The organism is Buttiauxella sp. S19-1, assembly GCF_022134725.1.
In the GTDB taxonomy this organism is placed as follows: Bacteria; Pseudomonadota; Gammaproteobacteria; order Enterobacterales; family Enterobacteriaceae; genus Buttiauxella; species Buttiauxella ferragutiae.
This window is the reverse complement of sequence record NZ_JAHWLU010000112.1, coordinates 1-15,890: the sequence shown is the minus strand read 5'-3', so window position 1 is coordinate 15,890 and position 15,890 is coordinate 1. Positions and strand designations below refer to the sequence as shown.

At 53.6% G+C, this 15,890-nt stretch carries 4 protein-coding genes; all 4 read left to right on the top strand.

From position 1 onward, the window contains the following. Positions 1-140 precede the first annotated feature (140 nt). Complete coding sequence (locus MES37_RS19630) at positions 141-2,507, top strand: dynamin family protein (RefSeq protein WP_237932451.1); 2,367 nt, start codon at positions 141-143, stop codon at positions 2,505-2,507. Continuing rightward, positions 2,504-3,382 (top strand): diguanylate cyclase regulator RdcB family protein, encoded by an 879-nt coding sequence (locus tag MES37_RS19625; RefSeq protein ID WP_121814495.1) that lies wholly within the window; start codon positions 2,504-2,506, stop codon positions 3,380-3,382. The genes MES37_RS19630 and MES37_RS19625 overlap by 4 nt, the downstream gene beginning before the upstream one ends. A gap of 201 nt (positions 3,383-3,583) precedes the next feature. Beyond that, positions 3,584-5,212: a ShlB/FhaC/HecB family hemolysin secretion/activation protein gene (locus tag MES37_RS19620; protein WP_237932448.1), complete on the top strand. Its 1,629-nt coding sequence runs from the start codon at positions 3,584-3,586 to the stop codon at positions 5,210-5,212. 11 nt (positions 5,213-5,223) lie between these two features. Further along, a partial coding sequence (locus MES37_RS19615) for a hemagglutinin repeat-containing protein (protein ID WP_237932446.1) occupies positions 5,224-15,890 on the top strand: 10,667 nt, incomplete at its 3' end.

The window sequence follows — 15,890 nt, the reverse complement described above, 5'->3', positions numbered from 1 at the left end:
CTATATAAATAAAACATCTTTAATATAACATTATCGAATTAATGATTCCTGCGTGTAATTATAAATGCCGGTACTTAATCGGTAAGAAAATAAATGACTTTATAAAAATCCGGATAATTTGATTTAAGGAAGGATTTTTTATGCACACACAAGCAATATTTGAGTTAGGTCAGGAGGCTGAGCGGTTATTGCAACTTGCGCTGCAAAATCTCAATACCTTAAAAACGACCTCTTTTACTACACAGCAAGACGAGAATTATTTTGGGCAATCGCCGACGGGGTCGGTTGTTCCTCCTAAGTTTGGTCCGCGTGGCATTCAGGTGCAGCAGGCGTTGTTGCAAAATGAGCTACGCAAAATCACCCAACATGAAATGGTGTTGGCAATCGTCGGGACGGTGAAAGCGGGGAAATCGACTACCATCAACGCCATTATTGGCACCGAAGTCCTGCCAAACCGTAATCGCCCGATGACAGCGTTACCCACATTGATTCGCCACACGCCTGGTCAGCGTGAACCGGTGCTGCATTTCCCGTACGTGCAACCCATCGAGGAATTAATGCAGGCCTTGCAACTTCGCTTGCAACAAACCGAAAGAGAAACGTTGGGCAGGCATCTGGAAATTGATCGGGATATGACGGGGTTATTAACCAGAATAACCATGGGGGAATCTTTTGCTAAGCATTATCTTGGTGCTCAGCCTATTTTTCATTGCCTGAAAAGCCTGAATGATTTAGTGCGCTTATCCAAAGCACTGGATGTCGCATTTCCATTTAAAGCCTATGCCGCAATTGAGCATGTTCCGGTCATTGAAGTGGAATTTGTCCATTTAGCTGGAATTAATGAAAGCTATGGGCAACTGACTTTATTAGATACTCCTGGCCCAAATGAAGCCGGGCAACCGCATCTGCAAAAAATGCTCCAGGAGCAACTGGCGCAAGCCTCTGCCGTGCTGGCGGTGCTGGATTACACCCAACTGAAGTCGGTTTCTGATGAAGACGTGCGAAAAGCGATATTAGGTGCTAGTTCTTCGGTGCCGTTGTATGTGCTGGTGAACAAGTTCGATCAAAAAGACCGCAATGGCGACGACGAAGCACAGGTTAAGACATTGATTTCAGGCACCTTGATGAAAGGGGGGATTGAGCCAAACCATGTTTTCCCCGTCTCTTCAATGTGGGGATATTTAGCCAACCGCGCCCGTCATGAACTGGCATTGCACGGTATGTTGCCGGATCCCGATGAACATCGCTGGGTGCAAGATTTTGCCGATGCGGCGTTGGGCCGCCGTTGGCGTAGTACCGATCTCATTGATTCAGAGAGTTTGCGCCAGTCAGCCGAATTATTGTGGGAGGACTCGCAGTTTGCCTTCCCAATCAAAAAAGTGCTGCATGCCGCACATGCTAACGCCTCGATGTACGCGCTGCGTTCTGCCTGCCAGAAATTACTGGTCTACACGCAGGGCGCGGAAGATTACCTGAATTTCCGCTGCCAGGGGTTGCGCATTGCCAGTGAACAATTACAGCGCAATATCGCAGCACTTGAAGATGACATGCGTCTGGCGACCGACAGCCAGCAGTCGGCCAGTGCAGTTGCACAAAGCAATGTAAACCAGGCTGTGCAAACGATGGAGGATTTCATCCGCCGTTATGAGCTGCAAATTAATGCCAATATTGCGGACTATTTCCTGCAAGGTACGGTGCCGGAAAAACTCACCCGTCAGGCGTTGTCGTTTGGTACGCGTCGCGGAATCGATTTTGATGCCCGCAATGAAACGCTGAGTTTTGATGATGAACAATCGGCGCAAATTGCGCTACACAGAATCCGTGCTTCATGCGAGGTAATCCTCACCGCGGCGCAGGAAAAGATGACTGAGGAGCTGATGCATCTGTTCAGTTTTTTGGAAGTCGAACTGGCGGATACGCTGCGTAATACCTTAAAACCGATTGAAGCTCGCGTCGCTCAAGGGCTAACCCAGGCCGGATTTCGCACCAATATCAGCCTGCCAGTGTTTCACGTCGGGTTATTAAATTTCAATGCCAATCAGGCATTTAACCAGCTGATTGAAGAGCAGGATATTCCTGTCGCACAGTTACGCCGCCCGGCAGGGATGCGTGGCACCGTTGCGCGCTGGCTGAATAGCGACGAATGGGGCTGGGAAGGTTACACCGTGATGCAAAGCCGCTACGTGATTTCCCTGCCTGATGTGCAGCGCAAGCTGAGTGAGCACATTGCCAGCTTTCTGTTGCAGCTCAATCAGACCATGACTGTGCAAATTGAATATGCCGTGAGCGAGGGAATGACGGCCTTCTTTGCTGATTTTTCTCAAGCACTGGACGCCATACATCTGAACCTGCAACAAAGCCTGATAGCACGCCAGCAAAATGAAGATGCGGTCACGGCCTTGCGCCAACAGCTCCAGCAGTGCTTACGCACCACGCGATATATCCATGAGGACACCCGCCTGCTGCGGGATGATATTCAGACGCTATTTACGGTAGAACAACCATGAGCAATTTATTACCTGGAACGCCAACTCGCGCCCTGGAATGTGTCGCTGAAAAATTTGTCGTCGATTTTGCAAAGAATAGTGGTGTCACGCGTGAACCATGGCACAGCCAGCAAAGCAAAGCATTTTATCAGCGGCTGATTGGTGAATTTATCGGCCAGAGTCAGTTGCAAAAATGGGCGCTGGACGAGGTGTTGATGGATACGCCTGAAGTGACGATGGCGATGCTCGGACAGCTTTGTCAGCGGGTGGGGAAAAAGCACCACGCGCTGGTCAAAGTCTATGAAAGTGTCACGGCTTTAGTGGCAGCTTCAGTGCGGTTGGCCAACGACTCAACCATCACCCGCCAGCAATTATCTCAAGTGCAGCAGCAGCTTGCGCAGCGTGTGGGTAAACTGGAAACGCAATTACACGGTACGGATTTGACACATTTGGGCATTGTGCATTGCGAGCAGGTTTTCGCCCGTTGGCAGGCCGGACATTACCTCAGTTTCTCCCCCGCTGGGCGCTGTTATGTCGCGCTGCAAGAGTTGTACTGGGGGGCATTTGGCGATGCGGTGCGCTTTGGTCATTCATTGCAGGCTAGCGAGCTAATTGAACAAGTGCGTGCGCTGGCTATCAGCCAATTAGCGCACGATGTGAATGCGTCTGTTCGCACACGTCATTATTACTATGAATGGCTGATGTTTCCGTCCACACCGGAAATGATGGAAAGCAAAGAAGCGCTGGCATGGCTTGGTGACGATTCGGACTGCGAAAAGCAACCCGTGAGCTTTGCGACCACCCAAACCCACCGCGGCGTGTCATTGGGAATGCCACGGATATGTTCCGCAATGCGTTTGGGTAGCGCGATGGTTGATGAAGTTCTGATTAAATAAAAAATGAATACCGCAATTATCCTAAATATATATATTTTGTATTGAATGTGACCAAAGGATGTGTTCACATTTATCATATTGTGAATTTTTATTAAATATTGTGTCTATGCGGGGTCTTTTTAGCGTCGGCATTATTGTTCATGGACGAAATAATTGCGCATTCAAAATAATTGCACCCTTAGCATTTTCACGTTCTGTGTCTTGCTATTTATTCCCCCGGTATTTTCTGCACCGCTTAGCCCTGCGGATCGCGACCTTATTCGCCAGGAACAACAGGGCTTATTGCAACAAAATCAGCAGCAAAGGGAAGAATTACAACGTTCTGTTCCATTACGTCAACCTGCTGTAACTGAACCGGTGACCCGCGCTGGACCCTGTTTTAATATTCATTCCATCAATATCAATGATGCAACACTGCTTTCCGATAAAAAACAGACTGAATTTAAAAAATCTTATATCAATCAGTGCATTGGAATGGATAAGATCACGCAGTTAACGCGAGATATTTCCGACTGGTATATTCAGAAAGGATATATTACCAGCCGTGCTTTTATCACTGAGCAGGATTTATCACAGGGTGAATTAAACATTGCGGTGATGGAGGGGCGGCTTGAGAAAATACGCCTGGAAGGCAGTTCTTCCCGCCAGTTATATATGGCCTTTCCTGGCCTTGAAGGTGAAATCCTCAACCTGCGTGACATTGAGCAGGGCATGGAACAAATCAACCGCCTGCGCAGCAATCCGGTGCAGATTGAAATTCTGCCTGGCAGCAAACCAGGCTATTCCATCGTTAACCTCACCGCGACGCCTGAATTTCCCCTCGGCCTCTCGCTGGGCTTTGATAACAGCGGGCAAAAAAGTACCGGTACTGGCCAGCTTAACGGGGCGCTGACGGGTAATAACCTGCTGGGCATTGCCGATAAATGGTTTATTAGCGGCGCGCGCAGCAGTGATTTTTCTGATTCGCATGATGCACAAAGTGTGCAGGCAGGACTGAGCGTACCTTACGGCTATAACCTGTTTGATTACAGCTACAGCTGGAGCAATTACCTCAGCACCATTAATAACAATGGCTTTGGCTGGGCGTCAACGGGCGACAGCCAGTCACACCGTTTTACCGCCTCGCGGGTGTTGTTCCGCGACGGCGACATCAAAACCGGCGCTTCAGTTGGCCTGACACATCAAATCAGCCGTAACTATCTTAACGATGTACTGCTCGACAGCAGCAGCCGCAAGCTGACCAGCCTGTTGTTTGGCCTGAACCACACGCAAAAAATCTTCGGTGGTGTTGCCACGCTGAACCCCACATTCAGCCACGGCGTGCCCTGGCTGGGGGCGGAAAACGACCACGGTAAAAACGACGCTCTGCCAAAAGCTGAGTTCAAAAAATGGAGTGTCAACGGCAGCTTCCAGCGCCCGGTGGCGAACGATTTATGGTGGCTGACCAGTTTCTACGGGCAGTGGTCACCCGACCGGCTGTATGGCAGCGAACGCCTGACTATCGGTGGTGAAAGCTCGGTGCGCGGTTTTAAAGAGCAGTATTTATCCGGTGATAACGGCGGTTACCTGCGCAATGAACTCAACTATGTGCTGTTCACGTTGCCATTTATTGGCCAGGTCAGCAGCGTCGTTGCCCTTGATGGTGGCTGGCTACAAAAAGATAAACACGACCCGTGGGCATCCGGCACGTTGTGGGGGACAGCGGTGGGGTTATCAAGCACCAACCGTTATTACGCCAGCCAGTTCACGGTGGGAACACCTGTCAAATACCCGGACTGGTTAGCGCCTGACCATCTCAGCATTTATTACCGCATTAGCATTGTTTTGTGAGGCCAAAGATTATGGACAATCATCAGCAACCCGTTTGTTTTGCACAGCGCCTGTTGAGCTACCTGATTTGCGCCTTACTCGCCGGACAGCCTGTCATCCCGGCATTTGCCGCACCGACCCCCGCCAATGGTGCCACCGGAATTGACCAGGCCGGGAACGGGGTGCCGGTGGTGAACATCGCCACGCCCAACGGCGCGGGGATATCCCATAACCAGTATCAGGATTACAACGTCGGCAAAGAGGGCTTAATCCTCAACAATGCCACTGGCCAACTCAACCAGACGCAGCTTGGCGGGATTATCCAGAACAACCCGAACCTGAAAGCAGGCCAGGAAGCGCGTGGCATCATCAATGAAGTGACGGGCGCGAACCGCTCGCAGCTTCAGGGCTACACCGAAGTGGCAGGCAAAGCGGCCAACGTGATGGTCGCCAACCCGTATGGCATCACCTGTAACGGCTGCGGATTTATCAACACGCCGAACGCGACACTGACCACCGGGAAACCGGTACTGGATGCCAGCGGTAATCTGCAATCTCTTGATGTCACAAAAGGTTCTATCACCGTTGAAGGGAAAGGGCTGGATGCCAGTCAGTCTGATGCGTTGTCGATAATCTCGCGTGCCACGGAAATCAACGCGGACATTCATGCCAAAGATTTAACGGTCATTGCCGGAGCCAACCGCGTCACGCCTGATGGACGCGCAACGGCAATTGCCGGTGAAGGCGCGGCACCGGCTGTTGCGGTGGACACCGGCGCGCTTGGCGGCATGTACGCCAACCGTATTCACCTGGTTTCCAGCGACAAAGGTGTCGGGGTCAACCTTGGCAATCTGAATGCCCGCCAGGGGGATATCACCCTGGATGCGAATGGCAAACTGATGGTTAAAAACAGCCTCGCCAGCGGCAGCCTGACGGCAAAAGGTGAGAGCGTTGCACTGAGCGGAGAACACAAAGCCAGCGGCGATATCCATGTTAGCGGGCAGGACGTTGCGCTTAACAGTGGCACCTTTGTCAGCGACAACAATATTGTCCTGAACAGTGATGGCAAGCTGAGCTTATCCAGTGCGACGTTGACTGCCGGAAACAATCTTAATCTCAAAGCACATGATTTAACTCAGGATGGCAGCAGCCGTGCTGACGCTGCGCGTGATATCGCGGCTGAAGTCGCCGGTACGACGGATAACCACGGCCAGCTGGTTGCCGGAAATAATGTCACTTTAAACAGCGGTGCGTTGTCCAACAGCGGCAATATTACCGCCAATGGTGCCGCACAACTTAACGCCAGCACGCTGAAAAATACCGGCACCGTACAAAGCCAGAAAAACATGGCGATAAACGCCGGTGCTCTGACCAATCAGGGCCAGATGCTGAGCGGCGGTGAGCTGGATCTCGCCACCCAAACCTTCGAACAAAGCGGCACGCTGAGCGCCAAAGGCCGTGCCAGTATCAACGCGACCAACACGCTGAATAACGCGGCCAGCGGACAAATCCTCAGTGATGACGCGTTAACGGTTATCGCGGGGAATATTCAGCAAAATGGCACGCTGTCGGGCAAAAATGCGCTGACGGTGAAGGCTAATTCCCTGACCACCGCAAACGGCTCGTTGAGCACCAGCCAGGGCAATATTGCCCTGAATGCTGACGATGCCAATCTTGATGGCGAAGTTATCGCGAAGGGCGACCTTGCGGTGCAGGCTCAGCGACTCACCAGCCAACAAAATGCGCAGCTGCAAAGCGATGGTCAGCTTACGCTCAACACCACAGATGCCACGCTGAATGGCACACAAGCTGCCCGTGGCAATCTCGCTATCCGCGCAGATAACCTGTCACATAACGGTAAATCTAATGCCGCTGCTATCAATATTCATGCTGGCAACGTCAACAACAGCGGCTCCCTGGTGGCACCGGAACTCAGCCTCACCAGCCAGACTATCGTCAATACCGGCCTGCTGCAGGGCGACAGGGCATTAAGCCTCTCTGCGCAACTGCTGGATAACCAGGTTGGCGGCTATTTGTACAGTTCGCAAAACCTGGCGTTTAACATTCCCACCTTCACAAACGCCGGTACGCTCAGAACCGATTCCGCGTTGACGTTGAGCGGTAACCAGTTCAATAACAGCGGCGCGTTGATTGCTTCAGCGCTGACGTTGCAGGGTCTATCCCTGACCAACAGTGGACTGTTGCAGGGCACTCAGGCTCTGGATTTAGCCGTTGATAATCTGAATAACCTGGCGGGTGGCACGGTCTGGAGTACACAGGATTTTGTGCTGACGGTTCCGACACTGTTCAATGCCGGGCTTATCACGAGCGACGCTGGGTTGACGCTCAATGGCAACCAGCTCACCAACAGTGGCGAAATTAACTCTGTGAATATGACGGCGGGCACGGCTCGCGTGACCAATAACGGGCGACTGCTGGCGCAAGAACATCTGCAATTCAAAGGATCAACCCTTGAAAACGGCGGGCAAGTTGCTGCCAAAAACCTGACGATTCAGAGCGATGAGCTCACTAACACCGGCGATCTTCAGGGTGATGCGGCGCTGGATCTCATGGTAAAAAACTTCAGCAACCAGGGCAATATTCTGACCGCGGGTGATTTCTCGCTGGACTCAGATTCCTTCGTGAACGCCGGAACATTGCAGGCAACAGCCATCGTGCTGAATCTCGCGAAGCAACTGACGAATACCCAGACTGGAGTGTTCAATGCAGCGACCACTTTCACGCTGACCACCCAGGAGCTCACTAACGCGGGCGTGATTACCGCCAGTGATTCGAATATTAACCTGTCGAAGCTGACCAACAGCGGCGCGTTGCAAGGGCTGAACCTGCTGACACTGACGACCCGCACCCTTGATAACCAGAATTCGGGTGTGCTTTTAAGCAACGGCAAACTGGTGTTGCGTGCCAGCAGCCTGACGAATGCGGGCCTGATGCAGGGGAAAAATCTGGATCTGGCGAGCGGCGAGTGGATCAACACTGGCAATGCGTTAAGCGAACTGGACGGCACCATCAGGGTGACGAATGACTTTAAAAACCAGGGAAAAATGCTGGGGAAACAAGGGCTGACAATCGACAGTGGCAGCCTTGAAAACAGCGGAATGCTGGTGGCAAACGTGCTTGCTTTCCGTGGCGATTTGATGAACAGCGGGTTGCTGCAAGGCAATCTTGATTTGAGCCTGAAGGGCGAGACGTTCACTAATCAAAACAACGGTCAACTGCTGAGCGGCGGCGCACTGGCAATTGATGGACAGACGGTGAATAACCAGGGCTTGATGCAGGGAAAAAATATCTCCCTGAATGCGCAAGACTGGCAAAACGGTGGTGTTGCGCAGGCGCAAAATAAACTGGATGCCATAACCCGTCACGCACTGATCAATAGCGGTACTTTAGTCAGCCAGCAGGATGCCAGCCTGACCGCAAACAGCATAGTCAACAGTGGCAAACTGGCGGCAAATAACCTCAGTGTTGAAACACAAAACCTCGATAACAACGGGCTGCTGCAAGGCAACAGCACGTTACAGCTTAAAACGCCGATCCTGATTAACCGCAGCAATGGGCAACTGGTGAGCGGCGGGGCACTCACTCTCGCCTTACAAAGCCTGAACAATGCCGGTTTGTTGCAGGTGAACGACCTGCTGACACTGACGGGCAATGAACTGAATAACAGCGGTGATATCGCGGCTAAAAACATGAACCTTGCGCTCAGCGGGCCGTTTATCAACCAGGCTGGCGGACGTTTACTGGCACAGCACGACGCGACACTGAACGGTAATCTCGAAAACGCAGGCCTGGTGGCGGCGAACGATTTGCTGCTTCACGGCGACTCGTTAAGCAATAGCGGCATTTTGCAGGGGAATTTGCTCTCGTTAACCCTGAACGACCTCACCAGCACCGGTTCGCTCATCGGCGTGAACGGCCTCACCGCTCACGTAAATGGCGACATGTTTAACGGCAGCAAAATCTGGAGTCAGAAGGCTGTCGCACTTAGCGCTGGCAATTTTAACAACAGTGGCAAAGTCATCGGGCAAAGCCTGGATTTAAATGCGACAAGCCTGGCGAATGACGGATTGTGGCAGGGCAGCGACTGGCTGAATGCGAACGCAGACGACATCACGACAGGCGCGAATGGCCGTGTTCTTACCGGTGGCATGCTGACTTTCAACGCGCAAAATCTTGCTACAGACGGTCTGCAGCAAGGCGTACAAAACAAGTTCAGCGCGAACAACTGGCGCAACGGCGGCACGGTCATTGCTAGCAGCGGCCTGACTGCCAACGTGAATGACACGCTGACTAACAGCGGCGACATCCTCAGCAAAGGTCAGGCAACGATTCAGGCGCAAACGCTGAATAACAACGGTTCGCTGCTGAGCGAAGGCGATATGTCGCTGGCGGGCAGCACGCTCAATAACAACCACGCGATTCAGGGCAAAACCCTCACCGCTCAGCAGAATAAAATCAGCAATCTGGGCACACTTATCGGCCTGAATTCACTGACGTTTTCCGCAGCGGCGCTGGAACTTAACAACGACACGAATGGCCAGTTATTAACTCAGGGCGTGCTGAACATTAATGGTGGCAATATCGTCAACAGCGGAGTCTGGCAGGGGCAACACATCCTGCTGAACGCCAGCAATCTGAATAACAACGGCGCGATTCAAAGTGCCGACGACCTGAGTCTGACGCTTGCCGGCGACCTGAATTCTGGCGCGGGCAGCAAAATCACCGCCAGTGGCAATGCGGTATTACAGGCGCTGAACCTCGCCAATAGCGGGCAGTGGATCGCACAAAACCTGACGCTGCGCGGTACCACGCTGAATAACAACGGCGAGATTAGCGGTGTTAACGGGTTGACCGTGGCGCTCAACGGCGCGTTTACGCAGCAGCAAGACAAAACCCTGTTGACGGGCGGCGCACTGGCATTGAATGCCACTTCGGTGACTAACCTCGGGCGCATTCAGGGCAACAACACACACATCACCAGCGGCACGCTGGATAACCAGGGGCGTATCCAGGGCAATGATGCGCTCATGCTTGTGCTCACCGGCAACCTGACTAACCGTGCGGCGGGCACCCTCCTCAGCCAGAACGAACTGACCATCACCACGGCGAATTTAATCAACTACGGCATTTTGCAGGGGGCGGGTTCCTCACGCATTGACGCGGTCAGCTCAGCGCAAAACGACGGCAAACTGCTGTTCGCAGGCAACCTGACGTTCAACACTGCAAGCCTGACCAATAACGACTGGCTACAGGCAACCACGCTGCTACTCAACGCCGCAAACGCAACCAACAGCGGGACGTTGTTGGCAGACCAGCAGATGAGCATGAAGGGGAATAGCCTCAGCAATCAGGGCACCGTGCAGGCCGCGAACTTGATTTCTGACTATCAGGTGTTGACCAACAGCGGGACGTTGCTTGGCAACAACCAGCTCAATATCAACGCCAGTCAGGTCAATCTTCAGGCCGTAGGGAAACTCTTCAGCGGGGGTAATCTGGTACTGAGCAGCACCGGGTTCGATCAGCTTGGCCAGATGGTGGCGCTGGGTAATTTAACCGTCGGCCTGACGAATGCGTTTACCTCGCGCAACGTGATGGCGGCGGGCAATGTGCTGACGCTGACCAGCAACAGCGACATAACTAACCAAAGTGTGATGCAAGGCCAGGGACTGAACATTGGTGCGGGTGGCGTGCTGACCAACAACGGGCAACTCACTGCAGGTAGTGCTGCCAGCAACCTGAGCGGCAGCCGCATCAATATGAATGCTGCGGGTACGCTGCAGGCCGGTGGCGACGTGGTTCTGACTAGCGCCAGCGAGATTATCCTCAACGGTTTCACCGGCACCCGCGGCAGCCTGACCGCGCAAGCCGCCGGCTCCCTGCTTAACACCGCGCTGCTGTATGCGGGCAACAATATGACCCTGCTGGCAGACAGCATCAAAAACAATCGTGGTGATATTCTGGCGGGCAACAGCCTGGTGATGCAGCGCGATACGACAGGCAACGCTAACGCCGAGGTCGTGAATACGTCCGGTTCAATTGAGACGGTGAACGGTGATATTACGATCAAGACCGGGCATTTGTTGAATGAGCGGGAAGGGTTACAGGTCTCGGAGAATACAGTCAGCAAACCGACAACTATTTCCGGGTTAGGTGACGCCACCATTTCTGTCCCGGTTAGCGAACTCCCTGATGGTAGTTATGGTTATTACAGCAAGGTCGTTCAGGTCGAAACAGGAAACTGCGCCGGTGGTCAAAATGGGGGATGTAATTATCACGACGAAACGCGTTACTACTACGCCCCTTTTGCACACAGTGCACAGCAGAAATTTATCATTTCTCAACAGCAAATCGGTGTGTCAAGCACCGGTGGCGCCGCTCGCCTGGCAGCAGGACGTGATTTAACGATTGAGGCCGGCGCGCTTGAAAACAAAGCCAGTCATATTCTGGCTACACGTAATATTGCACTCTCAGGCAATCAACTGGATAACCAGAGCTGGGAAAATGGTACGCAGACCAATTATCTGACTTATCAGTACGTTGCTGGTAAGAGCTCCCCCTATGCGACAGGTCCGCTCGACTCACTGGGTACTTTTTCTCCTGATTTTAAAAACAGCAGCATTAAATTTTCCCTGGCAGGAAGCACCTCAGAATATGAAGCGGGTGAAGCTTACCGCTCCGTCATTCAGGCAGGCGGCAACGTCACCGCCAGCTTTACCCGTGATATCAGCAACACCACCACTTCGGCGAACGCGGGCAAAATCAGCAACACGATTACAGCGCCAACCCTGAATACGCTGAGCAACCAAAACATTGACAGCGGTGTTCAGAAACAAAGCCTCGCCAGCGCCGATAACCTTACGCCGGGTACGCCGCAGTGGCAGGATCAACTACAAAACGCTATCCAGCAAATCAACGGTGGCGGTAATCTGGATAACAGTTCGGCCGATCTTTCCTCCAGAGATTACGCAGCAGAAGGCAACGCCGGGCTGGGTTCACAAGGCGATCTCGCGGACCCTGCTATGCAAAATGCTGCGCTGGTGAAACCAGGTAGCAGTAGCCTGAACAATCATGCTGGCAAAGCGGTTGATACCAGCGCTTACCCATTGCCGAGCGGCCAGAATGGCTACTTCGTTGTTTCCACAGATCCTAACAGCCCGTATCTGATCACCACCAACCCGAAACTCGATGGTCTCGGCCAGCTTGATCCTTCGTTGTTTGGCGATCTCTACACCATGATGGGTATGAAACCGGGCGAAGCCCCGCGGGAAACCAGCAGCACTTATACCGATCAGAATAAATTCCTCGGTTCGTCTTACTTCCTGGATCGCCTGAACCTGCACCCGGAATACGACTACCGTTTCCTCGGCGATGCGGCGTTTGATACACGCTACGTCAGCAACTTCATGCTGAATCAGACGGGCAATCGCTACATCAACGGCATTGGTTCAGATCTTGCGCAGATGCAGTACCTGATGGATAACGCGGCCAGTGCACAGCAGTCGCTGGGGTTGGCATTCGGTATCGCGCTTACCCAGGTGCAAATCGCTTCACTTGATAAAAGTATTCTATGGTGGGAAGCGACGACCATTAACGGCCAGATGGTGATGGTGCCGAAAGTTTATCTCTCGCCAAAAGACGTGACGGTGAATAACGGCAGCGTGATTTCCGGTAACAACGTCCAGCTGGCGGGCGGCAACATCACCAACAGCGGCAGTAGCATCACCGCGAAAAATAACCTGAGCATCGACAGCGGCAACAGCATCAGTAACCTCAACAACGGCCTGATTCATGCTGGCGGCAACCTGGGATTGAGCTCGCTGGGCGATATCAACAACATCGGCTCAACCATCAGTGGCAAAACTGTCCAGCTTGAAAGTCTGGACGGCAGCATTAATAACATCACGCAGACAAGTACCTGGAGTCTTGGTACCGGGGGTAAAAATGGCCATGTCGGGATAGTGGATACGACCGTGGGCAACATCGCGTCCATTACCTCACTCGATGCCCTGAGTCTGAGTGCCGGACAGAATATCAACATAACCGGGGCGAATGTGGCCGCGGGTGGCAATTTGCTGATGGATGCCTGGGGTGATATCGCGATAACGGCAAACCAGGTCACTCACAGCTACAGCCAGTCAGGCTTCCGCGGCACTCAGGCGACCAGTACTGAATCGGTCACGCAGCAGGGCAGCACGATTTCTGCGGGGGGCAACCTGGGTATTCAGGCGGGTAACGACTTAACCGTCGAAGCCAGTGCCGTCAACGCGGGCAACAATGTGACGCTGATTGCCGGCAACGACCTGAACCTGAACGCAGGACAAACCAGCGAAACGAGTTCAAAAGGCAAAAGCGAAACCCACAGCACCGACAATGCGCGCACCACCATTACCGCAGGCGGCGACCTGGCAGTGGCAGCAGGCCAGGACATCAACAGCCAGGCGGCAGGGCTTGCCGCAGAAGGCAATGTGGCGATGCAGGCTGGGCGTGATGTGAATCTGCAGGCTGAAGCCTCGGTGGACGGCAGCAGTTCGCGCAGCGGCAAGAAAACCGTCATCGACGAGTCAGTACGTCAGCAGGGCACGGAAATCGCCAGTGGTGGCAATACCACGGTAATTGCCGGGCGCGACGTGAACAGCGAAGCGGCTCAGGCCACTGCCAGCGGTGATATCGCCGTGGCTGCCGGACGTGATGTCAATCTGACAACAGCAACCGAGAGTGATTATCACTACCAGGAAGAGACGAAGACTAAAAAAGGCTTCCTCAGCAAGAAAACGACCCACACTATCGAGGAAGACAGTGCGAGCCGTGAAGCAGGCACGTTGCTTTCCGGTGATAACGTCACCGTTCAAGCGGGCAACAACCTCCTGGTGAAAGGCTCCTCAGTCGTGGGCGATAATACCGTGGCGCTGGGAGCGGGAAACAACGTGGATATCGTGGCCGCCACCAACACTGACTCCTCGTGGCGCCTTAAAGAAGAGAAGAAGAGCGGCCTGATGGGAACCGGTGGGATTGGTATCACTGTCGGCAGCAGCAAAACCACCCACGATTTACGTGAAGCAGGCACCACGCAGAGCCAGAGCTTCAGCACCGTCGGTTCGACGGGCGGTAGCGTGGCGATTTCTGCCGGTAATCAGACACACATCGGCGGTGCCGACCTCATTGCAGGCAAAGACCTGGCGGTGACCGGCGACAGCGTCATCATTGAACCGGGCCACGACAAGCGCAGCCGCGACGAGACCTTTGAGCAGAAGAAAAGTGGCCTGACGCTGGCGCTCTCTGGCACGGTCGGCAGCGCGATAAACAATGCCGTCACCGCAGCACAGGAGACGAACGAAGAAAGTGATAGTCGCCTGAAAGCACTGCAGGCCACCAAAACGGCACTGTCTGGCGTGCAGGCCGGACAGGCTGCCGCAGTGGCTTCCGCGACCGGCGACCCGAATGCGATGGGTGTCAGCCTCTCGCTCACCACCCAGAAATCAAAATCACAACAGCACGCCGGGAGCGATGCGGTATCAGGCAGTACGCTGAACGCAGGCAACAACCTCTCTGTTGTGGCGACGGGTAAAAATAAAGGCCCGAACAGCGGCGACATCGTGATTGCAGGAAGCCAGCTGAAAGCCGGAGGCGATACCGTACTGGATGCGCAGAACGACATTCTGCTGGCAGGCGCGGCGAATACACAGCAGTCCAGCGGCAAGAACAGCAGCAGCGGCGGTGGTATCGGTATCAGTATTGGTGCCGGCGGGAATGGCGCGGGTATCAGTGTATTTGCCAACGTTAATGCTGCAAACGGTAAAGACAAAGGTAACGGTACTGACTGGACCGAGACCACCGTCGACAGCGGCAAAACCGTCACCATCAAAAGTGGGCATGACACCGTGCTCGAAGGCGCCCAGGTTAACGGTAATAAAATTATCGCCGATGTCGGTCGCGACCTGCTGATGAGCAGCCAGCAGGACAACAACGACTACGACAGCAAACAGACCAGCGTGGCGGCAGGCGGCAGCTTCACCTTCGGCTCGATGACAGGTTCGGGCTATATCAGTGCGAATCAGGACAAAATGAAGAGCCGCTTCGATTCGGTGGCGGAACAGACCGGTCTGTATGCGGGCAGCGGTGGCTTCGACATCACCGTCGGCAACCATACCCAACTGGACGGGGCGGTAATTGCCTCCACGGCAACGGCAGACAAAAACCACCTCGACACCGGGACGCTGGGCTTCAGTAACCTGCATAACGAAGCGGATTTCAAAACTGAGCACACCGGCGTCAGTCTCAGCGGTGGCGGCAGCTTCGGGGGTAACTTCCAGGGCAATATGCCTGGCGGGATGATTTCTGCGGCGGGGAACAACGGGCACGCGGAAGGCACCACGCAGGCAGCTATCGCCGATGGCAGTATCACTATCCGTGACCAGTCCAACCAGAAGCAGGATGTGGCGGATCTGAGCCGTGACACGGAGCACGCCAACGACAGCATCAGCCCAATCTTCGATAAAGAGAAAGAGCAGAACCGGCTGAAGGAAGTCGGGCTTATCAGCGACATTGGCAACCAGGCTGCAGATATTGCCCGGACGCAGGGTGAACTGAGTGCTATCAAGGATGCACAGGAGAAAATGAAGTCTGTTTCTCCGGAAGACCGCGCCAAAGCGAAAGTGCAGTGGGAGAAAGAAAATCCGGG

Coding starts and splice junctions, on each gene's coding strand:
- MES37_RS19630 (WP_237932451.1), top strand. CDS start 141: ATGCACACACAAGCAATATTTGAGTTAGGTCAGGAGGCTGAGCGGTTA.
- MES37_RS19625 (WP_121814495.1), top strand. CDS start 2,504: ATGAGCAATTTATTACCTGGAACGCCAACTCGCGCCCTGGAATGTGTC.